Source organism: Sinorhizobium sp. NG07B (genome assembly GCF_002532005.1).
GTDB lineage: Bacteria > Pseudomonadota > Alphaproteobacteria > Rhizobiales > Rhizobiaceae > Sinorhizobium > Sinorhizobium fredii_C.
Window position 1 is genome coordinate 950,976 of the sequence record NZ_NWTD01000001.1, and the last position, 19,675, is coordinate 970,650.

The 19,675-nt window shown below is 62.4% G+C and carries 18 protein-coding genes and 1 tRNA gene; 17 read left to right on the forward strand and 2 right to left on the reverse strand.

Going from position 1 to position 19,675, the window contains the following annotated elements:
* Positions 1–77: 77 nt before the first annotated feature.
* From dnaG to CO664_RS04675, 12 genes are all read left to right on the forward strand, one after another.
* Positions 78–2,042: a DNA primase gene (gene dnaG / locus CO664_RS04620; RefSeq protein ID WP_097538034.1), complete on the forward strand. Its 1,965-nt coding sequence runs from the start codon at positions 78–80 to the stop codon at positions 2,040–2,042.
* 237 nt (positions 2,043–2,279) lie between these two features.
* Complete coding sequence (recQ, locus tag CO664_RS04625; protein ID WP_097538035.1) at positions 2,280–4,148, forward strand: DNA helicase RecQ; 1,869 nt, start codon at positions 2,280–2,282, stop codon at positions 4,146–4,148.
* Positions 4,149–4,431: 283 nt separating this feature from the next.
* Entirely contained in the window at positions 4,432–4,737 is a 306-nt protein-coding gene (locus tag CO664_RS04630; RefSeq protein ID WP_103451133.1) for a GIY-YIG nuclease family protein, read from the forward strand.
* Between the two features lie 323 nt (positions 4,738–5,060).
* A complete protein-coding gene (locus CO664_RS04635; protein WP_097525263.1) occupies positions 5,061–6,248 on the forward strand; it encodes a glycine C-acetyltransferase in 1,188 nt (395 codons plus the stop codon).
* A gap of 43 nt (positions 6,249–6,291) precedes the next feature.
* On the forward strand, positions 6,292–7,329 hold the full coding sequence (gene tdh, locus CO664_RS04640) for an L-threonine 3-dehydrogenase (RefSeq protein WP_037415106.1): 1,038 nt from the start codon (positions 6,292–6,294) through the stop codon (positions 7,327–7,329).
* 444 nt (positions 7,330–7,773) lie between these two features.
* Positions 7,774–9,828 carry an RNA polymerase sigma factor RpoD gene (gene rpoD / locus CO664_RS04645; RefSeq protein ID WP_037415109.1) on the forward strand — a complete coding sequence of 685 codons (2,055 nt, stop codon included), beginning with the start codon at positions 7,774–7,776 and terminating at the stop codon, positions 9,826–9,828.
* Positions 9,829–10,141: 313 nt separating this feature from the next.
* The gene (locus CO664_RS04650; RefSeq protein ID WP_097538036.1) at positions 10,142–10,435 is read left to right on the forward strand and encodes a GYD domain-containing protein; all 294 of its coding nucleotides are present in this window, start codon (positions 10,142–10,144) and stop codon (positions 10,433–10,435) included.
* A gap of 176 nt (positions 10,436–10,611) precedes the next feature.
* On the forward strand, positions 10,612–11,181 hold the full coding sequence (locus CO664_RS04655; RefSeq protein ID WP_037415112.1) for a transglycosylase SLT domain-containing protein: 570 nt from the start codon (positions 10,612–10,614) through the stop codon (positions 11,179–11,181).
* A 116-nt stretch (positions 11,182–11,297) separates the two neighbouring features.
* On the forward strand, positions 11,298–11,651 hold the full coding sequence (locus CO664_RS04660) for a DUF1428 family protein (protein WP_097538037.1): 354 nt from the start codon (positions 11,298–11,300) through the stop codon (positions 11,649–11,651).
* A gap of 137 nt (positions 11,652–11,788) precedes the next feature.
* On the forward strand, positions 11,789–12,211 hold the full coding sequence (locus CO664_RS04665; RefSeq protein ID WP_037415118.1) for a secondary thiamine-phosphate synthase enzyme YjbQ: 423 nt from the start codon (positions 11,789–11,791) through the stop codon (positions 12,209–12,211).
* A gap of 15 nt (positions 12,212–12,226) precedes the next feature.
* Positions 12,227–12,631 (forward strand): ketosteroid isomerase-related protein, encoded by a 405-nt coding sequence (locus CO664_RS04670; protein WP_037415121.1) that lies wholly within the window; start codon positions 12,227–12,229, stop codon positions 12,629–12,631.
* A gap of 310 nt (positions 12,632–12,941) precedes the next feature.
* The gene (locus tag CO664_RS04675; RefSeq protein WP_037387227.1) at positions 12,942–13,310 is read left to right on the forward strand and encodes a hypothetical protein; all 369 of its coding nucleotides are present in this window, start codon (positions 12,942–12,944) and stop codon (positions 13,308–13,310) included.
* A gap of 119 nt (positions 13,311–13,429) precedes the next feature.
* Here the strand turns inward: CO664_RS04675 and CO664_RS04680 are convergent, their stop codons facing one another.
* The gene (locus CO664_RS04680; protein WP_097538038.1) at positions 13,430–14,215 is read right to left on the reverse strand and encodes an SIMPL domain-containing protein; all 786 of its coding nucleotides are present in this window, start codon (positions 14,213–14,215) and stop codon (positions 13,430–13,432) included.
* Positions 14,216–14,364: 149 nt separating this feature from the next.
* Between CO664_RS04680 and CO664_RS04685 the strand changes: the two genes are divergently transcribed.
* A tRNA-Ile gene (locus CO664_RS04685) sits at positions 14,365–14,440 on the forward strand.
* 7 nt (positions 14,441–14,447) lie between these two features.
* Here the strand turns inward: CO664_RS04685 and CO664_RS04690 are convergent.
* Positions 14,448–15,341, reverse strand: a complete 894-nt coding sequence (locus CO664_RS04690) for a helix-turn-helix domain-containing protein (protein WP_097538039.1) — start codon at positions 15,339–15,341, stop codon at positions 14,448–14,450.
* Positions 15,342–15,627: 286 nt separating this feature from the next.
* Between CO664_RS04690 and CO664_RS04700 the strand changes: the two genes are divergently transcribed.
* The 4 genes from CO664_RS04700 to nuoK all read left to right on the forward strand — a co-directional run bounded on the left by CO664_RS04700 (position 15,628) and on the right by nuoK (position 19,674).
* Complete coding sequence (locus CO664_RS04700) at positions 15,628–17,631, forward strand: aldo/keto reductase (protein ID WP_097538041.1); 2,004 nt, start codon at positions 15,628–15,630, stop codon at positions 17,629–17,631.
* 138 nt (positions 17,632–17,769) lie between these two features.
* A complete protein-coding gene (locus CO664_RS04705) occupies positions 17,770–18,654 on the forward strand; it encodes a hypothetical protein (RefSeq protein WP_037415138.1) in 885 nt (294 codons plus the stop codon).
* Positions 18,655–18,871: 217 nt separating this feature from the next.
* Positions 18,872–19,372 carry an NADH-quinone oxidoreductase subunit J gene (locus tag CO664_RS04710; protein WP_097525268.1) on the forward strand — a complete coding sequence of 167 codons (501 nt, stop codon included), beginning with the start codon at positions 18,872–18,874 and terminating at the stop codon, positions 19,370–19,372.
* A complete protein-coding gene (nuoK, locus tag CO664_RS04715) occupies positions 19,372–19,674 on the forward strand; it encodes an NADH-quinone oxidoreductase subunit NuoK (RefSeq protein WP_037415142.1) in 303 nt (100 codons plus the stop codon). Before CO664_RS04710 ends, nuoK begins: the two co-directional genes overlap by 1 nt.
* Position 19,675 lies beyond the last annotated feature (1 nt).

Here is a 19,675-nt window from a genome sequence, read left to right on the forward strand (position 1 = left end):
GAAAAGCGGGCAAGACCGAGAGGAACGGTGGCTTCCTCCGGCCAGGCCGCTTATATGGAAGCTGGCCAGAGGTATCCATGCGCTTTTCACCGTCCTTCCTTGACGAGATCCGCGACCGCGTTCCGATTTCGGACGTGGTCGGCAAGCGCGTCACCTGGGACCGGCGCAAGACCAATGTGTCGCGCGGCGACTACTGGGCCTGCTGCCCCTTCCACGGCGAAAAGTCGCCGAGCTTCCACTGCGAGGACCGCAAGGGCCGCTACCATTGTTTCGGCTGCAATGTCTCCGGCGACCATTTTCGCTTTCTGACCGACCTCGAGGGCCTGAGCTTTCCCGAAGCGGTTCAGCAGATCGCCGATATGGCGGGTGTTCCCATGCCGCAGCCCGATCCGCAGGCCGAGCGGCGGGAGAAGGAGCGCACGAGCCTGCTCGACGTCATGGAACTGGCGACGCAGTTCTTTCAGGACCAGCTTCAGACCGCGTCCGGCGCCAAGGCGCGCGCCTATCTGCGCGAACGGGGCCTCACCGGCCGCACGATCGAGACCTTCCGGCTCGGCTATGCGCCGGATAGCCGAAATGCGTTGAAGGAATTTCTCGCCGGCAAGGGGGTCGGCAAGGAGCAGATCGAGGCCTGCGGCCTCGTCGTCTATGGGCCGGACGTTCCGGTCTCGTACGACCGCTTTCGCGACCGGATCATGTTTCCGATCCTCTCGGCGCGCGAAAAGGTGATCGCCTTCGGCGGCCGGGCGATGTCTGCCGATGCGCCCGCCAAATATCTGAACTCCAACGAGACCGAGCTCTTCCACAAGGGCAATGTGCTCTTCAATTTCGCGCGCGCCCGGCGCGCTTCCCAGGGCGCCGACGGCGCGGGCACGATCGTCGCCGTCGAAGGCTATATGGACGTGATCGCGCTGCATCAGGCAGGCATCGAAAATGCCGTGGCGCCGCTCGGCACGGCGCTGACCGAGAACCAGCTCGATCTCCTCTGGAAGATGACGCCCCAGCCGGTGCTTTGCTTCGACGGCGACGGGGCCGGCATCCGCGCGGCCAACCGTGCCGTCGACCTGGCGCTGCCGCATCTGAAGCCCGGCCGTTCGGTGCGCTTCGCCATGCTGCCGGACGGTAAGGACCCGGACGACCTCGTCCGTCACGATGGGCGAGAGCCTTTCGACAAGGTGCTTGCCAATGCCCGTTCGCTCGCCGAGATGGTTTGGATGCGCGAGGTGCAGGGCGGCGGCTTCGATACGCCGGAAAAGCGCGCCGAGCTTGAGGCCCGGCTGAGGCAGGTGACCTCCGTCATCGCCGACGAGAGCGTGCGCCGCCACTACGGCCAGGACATGCGCGACCGGCTGAACGCCTTTCTGCAGGTGAGCGCGCCGTTCAGGGGCGAGCGGCGGCCGTTCGAGCGCGGCGGTCCGCGAAACTATGGCGGTGCGCGCAACGCTGCCGGCCCGACCTCGATTTCCGACCGGCTGGCGCGCTCGTCGCTGGTCAGCGGTCAGCAGGCGGCGCCGATGCTGCGCGAGAGCGTCCTTGCGCTGACGATCGTCAACCACCCGCAACTGCTTTTCGACGAATATGACGAGATCTCGACGATCGAGTTCGATCATCGTGAGCTGCAGCGTTGCTGGGCAGCGGTTCTGAACGCCGCGGCGGCAAACGGCCCGCGGCTGACGCGGGAAGGGCTGGTCGAGCAATTGGAGGCTGAAGGTTTTGCCCCGTTGATCAGCGCGCTCGACCAGCAGATTCGCTATGCGCGGCTATGGACCGCGACGACGGCGGCTGCGCCAGAAGATGCGCGCGAGGGTTACCTGCAGGCCCTGGCGCTGCACAAGCGCACCAAGGCGCTCAATTGGCAGCGCCGCGAGCTCGAAAGGGAATTGGCGCATGCCACGGAAGAAGGGGATCTCGAGGTCGTGCCGCAGCTGTTGCGGACGCTTCAGGAGGTTCAGTTGGAAGTCACCCGGCTGGAGAACCAGGAAGCGATCATCGAAGGCTTCGGAGTGCTTTCCGGACGGGTCAAGGGGCCGGCGGCGCGGTGATGCCCTGCTTCTGGCGGCCCCTGATCTCGCTGCCGCGACCCTTTCCCTGCAGGCGGGGAGAAGGGAATGCCGCGCCAGCTCAGCAAACGTCCTTGCAGTTGGTGCACGACACGAGCCTCAGATGCGACGCAACCTCGCCCCGCCTGCGGGGAGAGGGCAGGGTGAGGGGCATCTCTCTACCCGCCTTCGCGTCCGATTTTCGTGAGCCGCATACTGCCCGCCGACGAAAGCGATTTCATGCCATACAATGACGACGCCTCCACCATCCTCCTCTTCGGAAACGACGGCGCCCGCAATCCCCTCGATGTCCTCAAGCGCGTCTACGGCTATTCCGCCTTCCGCGGTCAGCAGCAGGCCGTCGTCGAGCACGTCGTGGCGGGTGGCGATGCTGTGGTGCTGTTCCCGACCGGCGCTGGCAAGTCGCTCTGCTTCCAGATCCCGGCGCTTTGCCGCAAGGGCGTCGGCATCGTCGTCTCGCCGCTGATCGCGTTGATGCGCGACCAGGTGGAGGCGCTGAAGCAGGCCGGCATTCGCGCTGCGGCGCTCAACTCCTCGCTCAGCCGCGACGAGGCGATCGCCGTCCGCCGGGCTCTCTCGGCGGATACGCTCGACCTGCTCTACGTCACGCCGGAGCGCGCGGTCACCGACGGTTTCGCCGAAATGATCGGCGACATGGACATCGCCCTCTTTGCGATCGACGAGGCGCACTGCGTCTCGCAATGGGGTCACGATTTCCGGCCCGAATATCGCGGCCTCGATTGTCTTGCCTCGCGTTTCCCGGGCGTGCCGCGCATTGCTCTGACGGCCACCGCCGACCCGCACACGCGCGACGACATCATCGAGCGGCTGGCGCTTCGCGGCGCGCGGGTGTTTTCCTCCAGCTTCGACCGGCCGAACATCGCCTACGAGATCGTCGAGCGCGACCAGCCGCGCCAGCAGCTCTTGCGCTTCCTGTCGCGCTTCAAGGATTCGAGCGGCATCGTCTATTGCCTGTCGCGCGCCAAGGTCGAGGACACGGCCGAATGGCTGAACGGACAGGGCATCCGCGCTCTCCCCTATCACGCCGGAATGGACCGCGCCTTGCGCGATCGGCATCAGGACGCCTTCCTGAAGGAGGAGAACCTCTGCCTGGTGGCGACAGTCGCCTTCGGCATGGGGATCGACAAGCCGGATGTCCGTTATGTCGCGCATCTCGACCTGCCCGGTTCGGTCGAGGCCTACTATCAGGAGACTGGCAGGGCCGGTCGCGACGGATTGCCGTCGGAAGTGTGGATGGCCTATGGCATGGCCGACGTCATCCAGCGCCGGCGCATGATCGACGAGGGCGGCGCGCCGGACGAGATCAAGCGCATCGAACGGTCAAAGCTCAATTCCCTGCTGGCGATCTGCGAGACGGCAGGCTGCCGGCGGCAGGCGATCCTCGCGCATTTCGGCGAGGCGCATCCCGGCCGTTGCGGCCACTGCGACACCTGCCTGAAGCCGGTCGAGACCTGGGATGGTACGGAGGCGGCGATCAAGGCACTCGCCGCCGTCTACCGGACCGGCGAGCGGTTCGGCACCGGCCATGTCATCGATGTTTTGATCGGGGCCGTCAACGAGAAGACCGAGCGCTTCGGCCATGTCGACATGCCGGTCTTCGGCGCCGGCAAGGACCTGCCGGCGCGAACCTGGCAATCGGTTTTGCGGCAATTGCTCGCAATGGGGTTGATCACAGTCGACCACGCTGCCTACGGCGCCCTGAAACTCGAGCCGGAAGCGCGGGCGGTGTTCAAGCGCGAGCGGCAGGTGCTCTTCCGCAAGGATCGGCCGAGTTCCGGCAAGGCGGCACGCGGGCAGAAATCGGCCTCGGCCCGCGAGCGTTCGGATCTTGCCGGCTCCGATCTCGCGCTTTTCGAGAAGCTGCGGGCCGAGCGGTTTTCGATCGCCATGGAATTGAACGTCCCGCCCTATGTGGTCTTCCCGGACACGACCTTGATCGCGCTCGCCAAGCAGCGTCCGCGCGACTTTGACGATCTCATCGGCATTCCCGGCATCGGCGAGAGCAAGCGGGAGAGATATGGCGAGGCTTTCCTGGCGGTGATCGATGCATTCGAGGAGGGGGGCTGAGAAGGGCAGGTCCACAAGGTCGCGGGGGCGTCAACTTGCATTCCCTCATTCCTGTGCTTGTCACAGGAATCCGGCGCGCCCAAGTCCTTGGGCGCTGAAAGTGTCTCAATATTCGGTTGGGGTCTCCACCGCTTTCCTTCTTATCTGGCTCATTCACGGCGCGGACGCGCCGTGAATGGATCCCTGTGACGAGCACAGGGATGAGGGAGGGTGAGTGTAGGCTTTTCGCCAATTAAGCAACCTTGGTTGCATAATTGCAGCTGATCATGCACGTTGTGACTGCATGAGGGGCTATGTCTATACTCTCGCGTCCAAGCGAAACGGGACGCTCTATACCGGCGTCACCCGTGATTTGCCTCGCCGCCTCTTTGAACACCAGAACGACCTAACCCCGGGCTTCACTTCCAAATACGGCGTAAAAACGCTTGTCTGCTTCGAGGATTTCGATCTGTTGACGACCGGTATCACGCGGGAAAAGACGATCAAGAAGTGGCCGAGGCAGTGGAAGCTGAACCTCATAGAGCAGATGAACCCGGAGTGGGAGGATATTCCCACTACCTCCACGGGATATAGTGTGCATCGACAGTAAGGCCCACGCCTCCCTCATCCCTGTGCTTGTCACAGGGATCCAGCAGCGCCGTGTCCACGGCGCGGAAGAGTCTTTCACCCCAAGGACTGGGCTGACTGGCCTCTGTGACACGCACAGGAATGAGGCGGGGAGGTGAAGCCTTTGCCGAAGTAGCCGATGAGGCTGCACGCTGCCTGTGCGTACTGTGGCGACGCCGTGTGCACGGCGCGGAAGGTGCTTGAATCCCGCGCGTTTCACCTCAACAATGCGGTAAGAAATTGCTGTGCGTCGCCAGCCATCGTGTTATTTGTCTATACAAACTCCTTTGTTCGAAAGCGGCTGCCATGACCTCTGCCTTCCTCTCCCACCTGCGTTCGGAGCTTGATGGCCTGAAGCAGGCCGGGCTCTACAAGTCCGAGCGCGTCATCACCTCCAAGCAGGCGGGCGAGATCGAAGTCGCGTCCGGCGAAAGGGTCCTGAACTTCTGCGCCAACAACTATCTGGGCCTTGCCGACAACGAGGAACTTGCCGATGCCGGCAAGAAGGCGCTCGACCGTTACGGCTACGGCATGGCCTCGGTGCGTTTCATCTGCGGCACGCAGGAGGAGCACAAGCAGCTCGAGGCGCGCATTTCCTCCTTTCTCCGCATGGAGGACACGATCCTCTATTCCTCCTGCTTCGATGCCAATGGCGGTCTGTTCGAGACGCTGCTCGGCGAGGAAGATGCGATCATCTCAGACGCGCTGAACCACGCCTCGATCATCGACGGCGTCCGGCTCTCCAAGGCGAAGCGATTCCGTTACGCCAACAACGACATGGCGGCGCTGGAGGAGGAGTTGAAGAAGGCCGAGGGCAGCCGCTTCAAGCTGATTGCTACCGACGGCGTCTTCTCCATGGACGGCATCATCGCCAACCTCGAGGGCGTCTGCGACCTGGCGGAGAAATATGGTGCGATGGTCATGGTCGACGACAGCCACGCGGTCGGCTTCGTAGGCAAGCATGGCCGCGGCTCCGCCGAACATTGCGGCGTCGAGGGCCGCGTCGACATCATCACCGGCACCCTCGGCAAGGCGCTGGGCGGTGCCTCGGGGGGCTACACGTCGGCAAAGGCCGAGGTCGTCGACTGGCTGCGCCAGCGCTCGCGACCCTACCTCTTTTCCAATACGCTTGCTCCGGTGATCGCCGCGGCCTCGCTCAAGGTCTTCGAACTGATCGAGAACGGCGATGCGCTTCGCGAGCGGCTCTATGCGAACTCGGCACTCTTCCGGGCCGAGATGTCGAAGCTCGGCTTCCGGCTCGCCGGCGAGGGGCACCCGATCATTCCCGTCATGCTGGGCGATGCGGCGCTGGCGCAGGAAATGGCGGCGCGCATGCTGGAGAAAGGCGTCTACGTCATCGGCTTTTCCTTCCCCGTAGTGCCGAGAGGACAGGCACGCATCCGCACTCAGATGTCGGCGGCGCACAGCGAGAAGGATGTGCGGCGTGCGATTGCGGTGTTCGAGGAAGTGGGCCGCGAGCTGGGCGTGATTTGAGGAGCTAAGCTATGCGAGACGCGGAGGGAGTGAGGATCCTGCAATGACCAACATGATGAAGGCGCTGGTCAAGACGAAGCCCGAGGTTGGGCTGTGGATGGAACGCGTGCCGGTGCCGGAGGTCGGGCCGAACGATGTGCTGATCCGCGTCAAGAAATCGGCGATCTGCGGCACCGACGTCCATATCTGGAACTGGGACCAGTGGGCGCAGAAGACCATTCCCGTCCCGATGGTCGTCGGCCACGAGTTCATGGGCGAAATCGCCGAGGTCGGCTCGGCGGTCACCAAGCACCATGTCGGCGAGCGGGTTTCCGGCGAGGGCCATATCGTCTGCGGCAAGTGCCGCAATTGCCGGGCGGGCAGGGGACATCTCTGCCGCAATACGCTCGGCGTCGGCGTCAACCGGCCGGGCTCCTTCGCCGAGTTCGTCTGCCTGCCGGAATATAATGTCGTGACGATCCCGGACGACGTGCCGGACGAGATCGCCGCGATCTTCGATCCCTTCGGCAATGCGGTGCATACGGCGCTTTCCTTCGATCTCGTCGGTGAGGATGTGCTCGTCACCGGCGCCGGACCGATCGGCATCATGGGCGCGTTGGTCGCCAAGCGCTCAGGCGCCCGAAAGGTGGTGATCACCGACATCAATCCGGTGCGCCTCGATCTCGCCCGCAAGCTTGGGATCGACTACGTCGTCGATGCCTCGAAAGAGAATCTCGCCGATGTGATGCGCTCGATCGGGATGACCGAAGGCTTCGACGTCGGCCTCGAAATGTCGGGCGCTGCACCGGCGTTCCGCGACATGATCGACAAGATGAACAATGGCGGCAAGATCGCCATTCTCGGCATTGCGCCGGCCGGCTTCGAGATCGACTGGAACAAGGTGATCTTCAAGATGCTCAACCTGAAAGGCATCTATGGCCGTGAAATGTTCGAGACCTGGTACAAGATGATCGCCTTCGTCCAGGGCGGGCTCGACCTTTCGCCGGTCATCACCCACCGCATTCGTATCGACGAGTTCCGCGACGGTTTCGAGGCGATGCGCTCTGGCAATTCGGGCAAGGTGGTGATGGATTGGCTGTGATGTGACTGCGGGTTAAATTCCGAAATGGAACGACGCGGCGATCCCGGAAAAAGCCCGCGCCTCTTGTCTTTTAAAAGGGCGCTCCTACATCTTGAGCAACCCTGGTGAACGGCGAGATAGTCCCGTCGATATGCGTTTTTTGCCGATTTGCGCGGTTTTTCACCGGAAAAGCTTGACGGGATGAAAAATTCTGGGAATCACCATTTCAAGCAGAAATGGCGACATGGTACGGCGGATAGGAAATCATGCCAGAGACGATTCAGTGGCAGGACTGTCGAAGCTTGCCCGCTCAGCCGCGATCGCTGTCGTGGTTAATCAGGAATTAAACATCATCCCGTTACGTCAGGGGAAATGAATCGGTGGCGGGTGCGCGGCGCGCCCGAACCCCGAGCGGCATTGGGCACCGGGTGCAGGCCGGTTGCGACAAGGAAAGCGACGAAATAAATGGCAACAAAAGTCAAAGAAAACGAAGAAGCAGACGTTGAACGCGAAGGCACTCCGGACGGTCCGCTTCTCGATCTTTCCGACGACGCTGTCAAGAAGATGATCAAGGCCGCCAAGAAGCGCGGCTATGTGACGATGGACGAATTGAATTCCGTCCTGCCTTCCGAGGAAGTCACCTCCGAGCAGATCGAAGACACGATGGCGATGCTCTCCGACATGGGCATCAACGTCATCGAGGACGAGGAAGCCGAGGAGGCGGCCGGCGGCGACGACGAAGACGCTGGCGACGACGGCGAGAGCGAAGGCGGCGAACTGGCGACGGTCAGCGGGACGGCGCTTGCCACCGGCAAGAAGAAGGAGCCGACAGACCGCACCGACGACCCGGTGCGCATGTATCTGCGCGAGATGGGCTCGGTGGAGCTGCTCTCCCGCGAAGGCGAAATCGCCATCGCCAAGCGCATCGAGGCCGGCCGCGAAACGATGATCGCCGGTCTCTGCGAAAGCCCGCTGACCTTCCAGGCGCTGATCATCTGGCGCGACGAGCTGAATGAGGGCCAGACGCTGCTGCGCGAGATCATTGATCTCGAGACCACCTATTCCGGCCCCGAGGCCAAGGCTGCCCCGCAGTTCCAGAGCCCGGAAAAGATCGAGGCCGACCGCAAGGCGGCCGAGGAGAAGGAAAAGACCCGCAAGTCACGCGTTGCGGCCAATGACGACGACATCACCAATGTCGGCGGCGAGGGCCAGCCGGTCGAGGAAGAGGAAGAGGACGACGACGAGTCGAACCTCTCGCTCGCCGCGATGGAGGCGGAGCTGCGCCCGCAGGTGATGGAGACGCTCGACATCATCGCCGAGACCTACAAGAAGCTCCGTAAGCTGCAGGACCAGCAGGTGGAAGCACGGCTCGCCGCGACCGGCACGCTCTCGCCGGCGCAGGAGCGTCGCTACAAGGAGTTGAAGGACGAACTGATCAAGGCGGTGAAGTCGCTGTCGCTCAACCAGAACCGCATCGATGCGCTGGTCGAGCAACTCTACGACATTTCCAAGCGCCTCATGCAGAACGAGGGCAGGCTGCTGCGCCTTGCCGAATCCTACGGCGTCAAGCGCGACTCCTTCCTCGAGCAATATTCCGGCGCCGAGCTCGATCCGAACTGGATGAAGTCGATCAGCAATCTTGCCGGCAAGGGCTGGAAGGAATTTGCCAGGGCCGAGAACCAGACGATCCGCGACATCCGCCAGGAGATCCAGAATCTCGCGACCGAGACCGGCATTTCGATTGCCGAGTTCCGCCGCATCGTCTCGATGGTCCAGAAGGGCGAGCGCGAGGCGCGGATCGCCAAGAAGGAGATGGTCGAGGCAAACCTGCGCCTGGTGATCTCCATCGCCAAGAAGTACACGAACCGCGGCCTGCAGTTCCTGGACCTCATTCAGGAGGGCAATATTGGCCTGATGAAGGCGGTCGACAAGTTCGAATACCGCCGCGGCTACAAGTTCTCGACCTATGCGACCTGGTGGATCCGGCAGGCGATCACCCGCTCGATCGCCGACCAGGCCCGCACCATCCGCATTCCGGTGCACATGATCGAGACGATCAACAAGATCGTCCGCACTTCGCGCCAGATGCTGCACGAGATCGGCCGCGAGCCGACGCCGGAAGAACTGGCGGAAAAGCTCGCTATGCCGCTCGAGAAGGTGCGCAAGGTCCTGAAGATCGCCAAGGAACCGATCTCGCTCGAAACCCCGGTCGGCGACGAGGAAGATTCGCATCTCGGCGATTTCATCGAGGACAAGAACGCACTGCTACCGATCGACGCTGCCATCCAGGCGAATCTGCGCGAGACGACGACGCGCGTCCTCGCCTCGCTGACCCCGCGCGAGGAACGCGTCTTGCGCATGCGGTTCGGCATCGGCATGAACACCGACCACACGCTCGAGGAAGTCGGCCAGCAGTTCTCGGTCACCCGCGAGCGCATCCGCCAGATCGAGGCGAAGGCCTTGCGCAAGCTCAAGCATCCGAGCCGTTCGCGCAAGCTGCGCTCGTTCCTGGACAGCTGAGCAGAGAACAACGACCTGAACGAACTTGAAAAGCCGGGCCCAGCGTCCGGCTTTTTAGTCTTCGTCAACGCCTGCCATGCCATGGTCTTTTGGGCGCTGAACTTGTTCGGATTTCATCCCGGGATTATACTTCTAAGCTTGCAGCGAAAGGGGGCACTGGTTGCAGTGCGAGAGAAGTAGTTGCACCGCAGGCGTCCGCCCGTGCATTGGAGCGCCGGCACTTGAACCCGGAAAAAGCGCTCTGCCCCTTCTAAATTCGGAGCATCTTTAGGCGCTTTCCGTCGAAGGCGGGATGCTCTGCGGGAGGTGTGAGATGACCACTTACGTCGTGCTCCTCAATTGGACCGATCAGGGTATCAGAAGCGTGCGTGAGTCCCCCAAGCGGCTCGATGCAGCCAGGAAGGTCCTTGAAGAAATGGGTGGATCGTTCAGGGACTTCTATCTCACCATGGGCGAATACGACATGGTGGCAATCTGCGAGGCACCGGACGATGCCGTGGCCGCGCGGTTCTCGCTGACACTCGGCACCTACGGCAATGTGCGCACCCGCACGTTGAAGGCGTTCCCGGAGGCTGCCTATCGCGAACTGATCGGCACGCTCGGCTAGCAAGATTGTAACCGACTGGTTATTGCCGCGGCGCACCTTTCCAGAAGATTTGCGCTGCGCCGCGGATGGTATTGCCGCCTGAAACGCGCGGCGACGCAGAAGTCCTTCAACTTCGCTTCAAAACCGTTCCTTAACATTTACCCTTTATCAATCTCTCGCATATGAGAGGTTCCGCGATGCGTTGCGTTTTTGTCGCCGTCCTCCTGTTGCTGGCCGGCTGCGGAACGGTGCCGAGAGATACCCGGAACGCCTGCGCGGTTTTCGAGCAGCGAGATGGCCTTTTCAACAATTGGCGCCGGGCCGCCTATGCGGCCGAGCGCGAATATGGCGTGCCCGTACCGGTGCTGATGGCGACGATTTACACGGAGTCCGGCTATCGCCACAATGCACGGCCGCCGCGCACCAAGCTCTTCGGCTTCATTCCCTGGACTCGCGTCTCCACGGCTTACGGTTATTCACAAGCTCTCGATGGCACCTGGGCGCGCTACCAGGCCGAAACCGGGCGCTGGATGGCACGCCGGACCGATTTCGCCGACGCCATCCGCTTCATCGCCTGGTACCACAATCAAAGCCACCAGCAGAACGGCATCGCGCTCAACGATCCCTATCGGCTCTACATCGCCTATTACCACGGCCAGGGCGGCTATCAACGCGGCAACTGGAGCGAAACGGCGAAGACGGGCGCCAAGCGCGCCAGCAACGTTGCCGCGCTTTATGCGCGGCAACTGCAGGGCTGCGGCGGCTGAGGGCCGTTCAAGTCTCTTTCGAGGATCAGTCGCCCCGCCGTGAAAAAATTGCCTTCCGCTGTCGGAACCTTTCCGCTCCGGCCGTCCTTTGTCGACTTTCAACGGAGGAGACGGACATGGCCTATGTGGATGGTTTTCTGATTGCGCTGCCGAAGCAAAACGTCGAGGCCTACAAGGATCTGGCCCGCAAGGCCGGCGAGGTCTGGAAGGAGCACGGTGCCCTGAATTACGTCGAATGCCTGGGCGACGACGTGCCCTATGGCGAGCTCACCTCCTTTCCGCGGGCCGTGCAGGCCAAGGAAGACGAGACCGTCGTTTTCTCCTGGGTCGCATACCGGTCGCGCGAGGACCGCGACGCGATCGTCACCAAGGTGATGACCGATCCGCGTCTTCAGGGCGATGAATGGAAATCCATTTTTGACGGCAAGCGGATGATCTATGGCGGCTTCCAGGCCTTCCTGGAACTTTGACCAGCCGCTGGGTGTCGGGCCTGCTCTGCGCAAGCTGATGCTGAGCAGTTCTTTCAATTCGGACGGGCTTCGCAGTACAGTCCTTTGGAGACGGGTGCCGGCGAAGGTGCGGCGCCCGGCCATGCAGGACGACAGCCATGCCGCAGACCGTCATCACCATCACTACCAAGGGGCAGGGGCTCTACGAGTTCACTCGCGAGGCGGCGGATTTCGTGCGGGAGTGCGGGGTCTCGGAGGGGCTTCTTACCGTTTTCGTGCGCCACACCTCCGCCTCGCTCATCATTCAGGAAAACGCCGATCCGGACGTTCGACGCGATCTGCGCGAATTCTTCCATCGTCTGGTGCCCCCGTCGTCGGCGCCTTCGATGGGCTGGATCATCCATACCCAGGAAGGGCCTGACGACATGCCCGCCCATATCAAGGCGGCGTTGACCCAGGTCTCGGTCGGCGTACCGGTCATCGACGGGCGCATGGCGCTCGGCACCTGGCAGGGGATCTATCTCTTCGAGCACCGCGACCGGCCGCATCGCCGCGAAATTATCCTGCATCTCACCAGCTGACCTCAGGAGGAAACGATGACGGACGCCCAGACTATTGCCGGACGTTTCATCGAGGCCGTGAACGACCGGGATTTCGAAGCGCTTGCCGGCCTCCTCGACGACGATGTCGCCTTCGATTCGCTGACCGGACAGCGCACGCTCGGGATCGGACCGCTCAGAACCTGGGTGATGAGCTACCTGCGCCATTTCGACGAGAGCTTCGGCGACGTCGTGCTGATGCGCGATGCCTTCGGGCAGCGGGTGGCGGCGGATACGACCGCGCGCGGCACGTATCGCGAGACAATGGTCGGCTTCCCAGAGGCGTCCGGTCAGAGCTATGCCGTCCCGAGCGTCTTCATCTTCGAGGTCGAGGAGGGTGTCATCACCCGACTCAGCCACTATCGCAACTTGCGCTTGTTCGAACGGGAACTCGGCGGCTGAATGGAGCAGAATGAAACGCTTCGTGTTTCAATGCGTTAGCACTCCCCCTGCACAGCTGGAAGGAACGATTCCGTTCATTCTTCGTTTCCCCTCGAACGGGAAGAGGAAAGCGCGAGCGGTCGTCCGTTCACGTCCCCCGCTGACCACCTGCCGCAAATCCGGCCGAATCGCCTGAGATGCGCGCGGTGGGGTGGGACTCATCCTGAACGCCGCATGAACGAAGGGTTCCGGTGCCGTTCAGCTTGTCCGGTCTAGATTTGGATCATCGATGAGAGAGTGACCGCAACCCTTTCGCTAACGGAGAAATGTCATGAGGAAGTTTCTTGTCAATGCAGCCGTCGCCGCCGTTGTCGGACTGACCGGCCTTGTCGGCACCACCACCACGGCTTCGGCCGATGCGCTGGTCTTCGAATTCGGCCAGGGAGGCGGCGTACAATACCGCGAACGCGACTATGACCGCTGGGACGACCGTCGCGACTGGCGCCGCGACCGCTGGGAACGCCGTGGCCGTTGTGAACCGTGGCTCGCCGTCGACAAGGCACGTGACCGTGGTCTGCGCCGCGCCCATGTAGCCGACGTTTCGCGCCGCCAGGTCGTCGTCCAGGGCCGCCGTCATGGCGATCGCCAGGCGATCATCTTCGCCAATGTCCGCGGCTGCCCGATCATCGGTCGCTGGTAAGGACGGTTTTCCGTCTTGTCTCCCCGGCTGACGGAAAACAGCCCGGCGCCTGGCGCCGGGCTCTTCTTTTTTACGTTCAATGAGAGACCAGCCTGGGTTTTCAGGCTTGATTGTCACCGTTACGGATTGACCGCGAAGGTGACGTTGACCGTGACGCTATAGGCCTGCTCGCCGGTTGCGATCGGCACCTGATCGGCGGCGAATTCCTTGGCCATGCTGCGCATCGGCACCGGCGGCTCTGGGCGGTCCGGCTGTTCCGAAAGCTCGATCAGCCGGCCGAGCGAGACGCCGGCGGCTTCCGCCAGCACTCTTGCCTTGTTGATCGCATCGGCGACTGCGGCCTTGCGGGCCTCGGTGATCACCGTCTCCGGCTTGTCATTGGTAAATTCGATGCCGCCGCCCTGGTTGACGCCGAGCGTCACGGACTTGTCGAGGATTTCGCCGAGCTTCGCCAGATCGCGCACGCGCACGCTGACGCCGTTGACGACCTGGTAGCCGACGAGCTCCGGCGGGCGGGCGCTGCCGTCGCTGTTCTGGGGATAGTTGTATTGCGGCATGATTGAGAAGCCGCTTGTCTGCAGGTCGCGTTCGGCAATGCCGGACTGCTTGAGTGCTGCCAGCACCTCGGCCATCGCCTTGTTGTTGGCGTCGAGCGCCTCGCGAGCGGTCTTGGCATCCTTGACGACGCTCAGCTGTACGATCGCCATGTCGGGCGCCGTCGTCGCCTGTCCTTCGCCCGAAACCTTGATCAGCGCCTGGCGCCCTCTCGGGGCATCAGGGCGCCCCTTGCCCTCTGCCTTGCCGGCACCGTTTTCCTGCGCCGCCGCTGCCGCCGCAAAAGCACCGGCAAAGGCGGCGGCCATCGCCGCGGTATGGACCGAGCGGGCAATGCGTGTGGAAGTCATGGATGTTACTCTCCGGTTGTTATCCGCCAAATCCATGCTTATCGATTGTGTAGGCATTGCGGCAATGGCTTGTCGGCAAAAAGGTTTTCCGCTAGAGCCATTTGCAGCTTCGAACTGCCATTGGTTCGCGGCGGCCGGACGACCCGGCAGGGCCTGTAGCTCAATGGTTAGAGCCGGCGGCTCATAACCGCTTGGTTGGGGGTTCGAGTCCCTCCGGGCCCACCACTTAGCTCTAGCCCATCACCCTCGCCACAGCGCGAACCTCGCGGCGGAATTCCGAGGGCGGCATGCCGGCGATCTGGCGGAAGGCCTTGTTGAAGGCGCTTACCGAGCCGAAGCCGCTGTCCATCGCCACCTGCAGGATGCTGTCGGCACCGTTCATCAGCATGGCTTGCGCCCGCGAAAGGCGCAGCAGCGTCAGATATTTGATCAGCGTCATGCCCGTCGACTTGCGAAACAGGTTCATGGCGTATTTCGGGTGCAATCCGGCTGCCGCGGCGATGTCGACCGCGTCGATCTCCTCGAGAAAATTGGCGGCGATGAAATCGCACATGCGCACGACGCCGGGCGAGGGCGGGGCCGAGGCGGTTTCGGTCTGGCGTTCCTTGCCGGGTGCAACGATCGTGTAGGGTTCCATGAACATTCGCTCGACGCGCAGCAGCAGTTCTTCGACGGCGTGCTGGGCCTTCACCTCGTCGCCGGAATTTGCCCAGTTGCGCCAGCGCGGAAAGTTCCGGTCGTCCGCGCCGTCCGTCTCTGAGGTCAGCATCGTGGCCCCGCCCATGAGCATGGCCGAGATTTCCGGCGGCAGCCGCATGCGGAAAAAGTGCACGAGCGGCAGATGCGCGCCGGCATAGATGGAATCGTCGGAGGATTCGTCCATCCGGTGCGGCTGCCCGCCCCAGAAGAGGCACATCTGTCCGGGGCCGAGCCTCAGGTCATGGCCAGCCATGCGATAATGCACCGAGCCCCGCATCAAATAGTTTACCTCGACCTGCGCATGCCAGTGGGCGCGCAGCATGATCGGGGGGTGGGCGTGGAAGAAATGCAGCCGGGTCGGCATGCCCTCGATGCCGCAGGCACCGGGCCGGTAGACCGCTCGCTCGACAATCTTACTATCCGCCAAATCCGCATTCCCTTCGTACGAGACAGGTATCCGCGGGGCGTTAATGTGCCCTTGTTTGCTGAGGACTGCACTTGAAAAGGGAGGTTTTCAAGGTGTTTCAAGCATTTCAGGGCTCTGGCATTTACCTCGGTTCCATCGATCTTCCATCCGTATGGCTGTCCTGCACAATCGCCTGCGGCAAGCGCCTGATCCTCCGCCAGACACCCGCGTCCCGTTTGATGCCGAAGGCAAGCGACGGCGCTGATCAACCCATCACCCTCCAAAAGGCTGACCAAAAGGAAGTTCCATGCGCCCAGAACAGCTGATCCGTTGGGGTATCATCGGCCCCGGCACCATCGCGCGGACATTCGCCGCGGGGATTGCCCGGTCCAGGACGGGCCACCTTGTGGCTATCGGCAGCCGCGATCCGGACAGGCCTGGCCTCGCTGACGGCTTTCCCGGGGCGCGCATTGTCGAGGGTTACGAAATGCTGCTTAAGGATCCGGAGATCGACGCGGTCTATATCGCCACGCCGCATCCCGGCCATGCAGAATGGGCGATCAAGGCGGTGCGCGCCGGCAAGCATGTGCTGGTCGAAAAGCCGATGGCGCTTTCCGCCTTCGAGGCGCAGTCGATCTTCCACGAGGCGAAAAAGGCCGGCGTTTTCGCCGGCGAAGCCTATATGTACCGGTTCCATCCGCAGACGGCCCGGCTGGTCGAACTCGTGCGGGAGGGCGCGATCGGCGACGTGCGGATCATCCGCTCGAGTTTCGGCTTCGACATGGGCGGCTATCGCCCGGAGCACCGCCTCTTTGCCAATGATCTCGCCGGCGGCGGCATTCTCGATGTCGGCGGCTACCCGGTCTCTATGGTTTGCATGCTCGCCGGTGCCGCAGAGGAAAAGACCTTCCTCGAACCGCAGACGGTATCCGGTGCGGCGCGTCTGGGGCCATCCGGGGTCGACGAGTGGGCCTCGGCGGTCCTCAAGTTCCCGAACGACATTGTCGCGGAAGTGTCCTGCTCGATCATGGCACAGCAGGACAACGTGTTGCGCATCATCGGTTCGAAAGGCCGCATCGAGGTGAAGGACTTCTGGTTCGCCTCCGGCACCGAGGGCGGGATAGGGCGCATCGAGATCATCAGGGGCGACGGACAGCGGACGATCGAGGTCGAGGAGAAGCGCCATCTCTATTCGTTCGAGGTCGATGCGGTGGGCGAGGCGATCCGTGCCGGCCGCGCCGAGTTCTCTTTCCCCGGTATGAGCGCCGAAGATACCCGCGCCAATCTACGCGTTCTCGATCGCTGGCGCGCATCCGTCGGCCTCGAATATGCGATCGAGACGGCCGCCAAACGGACCACCAATCTCGCAGGTGCGGCCGTCGTCGCCGGGAGCAATGTGCCCAAACGGCAGATTCCGGGCGTCGCCAAGCCGGCCTCAAATGTTGCGCTGGGTTTCGAGTTTTTTCCGAGTTTCGCCTCCGCCTCGCTGACGCTCGACGCTTTCTACGAGGCCGGAGGAAACGTCTTTGACACTGCATTCGTCTACCGTGCCGGCAAGACCGAGAGCATTTTCGGCGACTGGCACACGAGCCGAAAGGTCGATCGTGAGGACATCATCCTGATCGGCAAGGGCGCCCATTCGCCGCTCTGCTATCCCGACGTGATTGCCAAGCAATTGGATCAGTCGCTGGAGCGGCTGAGGATCGACTATGTCGATGTCTATTTCATGCATCGCGACAATCCGGATGTCCCGGTCGGCGAATTCGTCGATGCCATGGATGCCGAGGTCCGGCGGGGCCGTATCCGGGGTATCTTCGGCGGATCAAACTGGACGCGCGAGCGCATGGAGGAGGCGATCGCCTATGCCGAGAGAAACGGCAAGGCGGCCCCGGCCGCGCTTTCCAACAATTTCTCGCTGGCGGAGATGCTCGATCCCATCTGGCCCGGCTGTGTCGCGGCGTCCGACGACGGCTGGAAAGACTGGCTGGCGAAGCGGCAGATTCCGAATTTTGCCTGGTCGAGCCAGGGGAGGGGGTTTTTCACCGACAGGGCCGGGCGCGACAAGCGGGAGGACGAGGAAATCGTCCGGGTCTGGTATTCCGAGCGCAATTTCCAACGCCGCGACCGGGCAATCGAACTCGCGAGGAAGCACGGCTGCAGCCCGATCCACATCGCGCTTGCCTATGTCATTGCCCAGCCGTTTCCCGTCATCCCGCTGATCGGCCCGCGGACCGTGGCGGAACTGGATGATAGTCTCTCGGCCCTGCAGATCACGCTTGCTCCGGAAGAGTTGCGTTGGCTGGAAGGCTGATCGCCGGGGTTTCGGGACCCGTCGGTGATCTAGAGGATGCTTATCCGGGGTTGTGTGGTTCAATACAGCCTGCAGACTAAAGTTATGGTTAACCAACAGTGGATAGGGTGACGATATTCTCTTTCTAGGAATATCGTCATGAAACAAACCCTGTTCGCAACGACTGCGATCTTGATTTCAGCAATGAGTGCTGAAGCTGCCGACATGGATGGGCCGCTGGTTGGCGATTTTGCCGACAGTGGCGCGTCCTATGAAGAAGCCTCGCCTGCTGTAGCAAGTCCCGTGGTTGGCTATGTCGAGGGCGAGCTTCATGCCGGAAAGACGTCGGACTCCGATCTGGACAGCAAGGGCTGGGCTCTGCGCGGCGCAGTCAATTTCGACGCCGGCTCCGGCCTCAACCTCCAGGCTGACGGCGGGTATGGCCAGACGGATATCGATGACGCCGATTATGACAACGCCTATGGCGCAGCGCACGTCTATTATCGCCCAACCCAGGATTATGCATTGGGCGCATTCTTTCAAAGCTCGCGGCTCGGAACTGGTTTTGCGTCGGGGCTGGCGGGAGGAAGCGACGATGTCACCGACAATTCCGGTGGCATCGAAGCTGCCTATTTCGACGCCGTGGGCACGGCCTATACTCAACTGGGCTACGGCAAGTCCGACATCGTCGGCCTCGATGCCGACCACTATTTCGGAAAGATCGGCGCTCGACTCTATCTTACCGACAACATGCGGATCGACGGCGAACTCGGGCTGCACAACTTCGACTTCGACGTCGCCGATGCGAAGCTCGATCTGACGACGGCCTCGATCATCGGCAATTACCGTCCGGAGGCCATGCCCTTCACGGTGTTCGCCGGATACCGCTACGACCGCGCGAGCCTCGAAAGCGGCGGCATCGATTTCGAACCGGAAAATAGCCACACGCTGACAACGGGATTGCGCTACAACTTCGGCTCTTCGACGCTCAAGCAGGAAGAGCGTAGCGGTCCGGCCTGGACCACTACCACCCTGCTGCCTTGATCCGCTGACCTCGCCCTCCAGGATCGAGTTCAAGAACGCAGTGACGTTCCGGGACGGCACGTCACTGCGGCGCGCGGGCTTTACTTCTCCGCCGACAATATTCTTGTGAAAAATCCGAGACTAGGGCACAATTTGTAAACGCATCTGAAGTGCGGCGCTACCCCAAATCTGGCCATCTCGCGCCGAGTGACAGTTCGCGTGTGAGGGGTCGGCGTCGATGGATCAGGGCTTCTTTCTTCTGTTCGCCACTGTAGCTGTGATCACCGCCCTGATTGTGGTGCTGGCCCGCAATCCGGTTCACAGCGCCCTGGCCCTGATGGCCTGTTTCCTGCAGATTTCGGCCGTCTTCGTGCTGCTCGAGGCACCCTTGCTCGCGGTCGTCCAGATCTTCGTCTATGTCGGCGCGATCATGGTGCTGTTCCTCTTCGTGATCATGATGATCGATGTGCGCGAGGCGGTGTTGCAGCGGTTCGTGCCGGGTGGAAACCTGCCGGCCCTGGCGCTGCTCGTGCTGCTCGGGGCCGAGATGCTCGTGCTGGTGCTGTCGAGCGACCGCTTTTCGGCCACGGAACCCGCCGCCATGGCGGAGGGCGACCAGATCCGAGCACTCAGCACGACCCTGTTTGCCGATTATCTCCTGCCGTTTGAAGCCGCCTCCGTCATCCTGCTGGCGGCGCTCGTGGGCGCGATCGTGCTGGCACGGAAGGAGTCGGGGTGATGGTTCCGCTCTGGTGGCACATTTCGCTCGGCGTGATCCTCTTCGTGATCGGGGCGGCGGGTGTGCTCCTGAGGCGCAATATCCTCGTCGTGCTGATGTCGCTGGAGCTGCTGCTCAACTCGGTCAATATCAACTTCATCGCTTTCGGGCGTTACTATGCCGATTTCCGCGGCCAGATCTTCGCGATCTTCGTCATCGCGATCACCGCCGCGGAGGTTGCCGTCGCCCTCGGTATCCTGGTTGCCCTCGTGCGGAACAAGTCGACCCTCAAGGTCGACGACGTCACCGTGATGAAAGGATAGC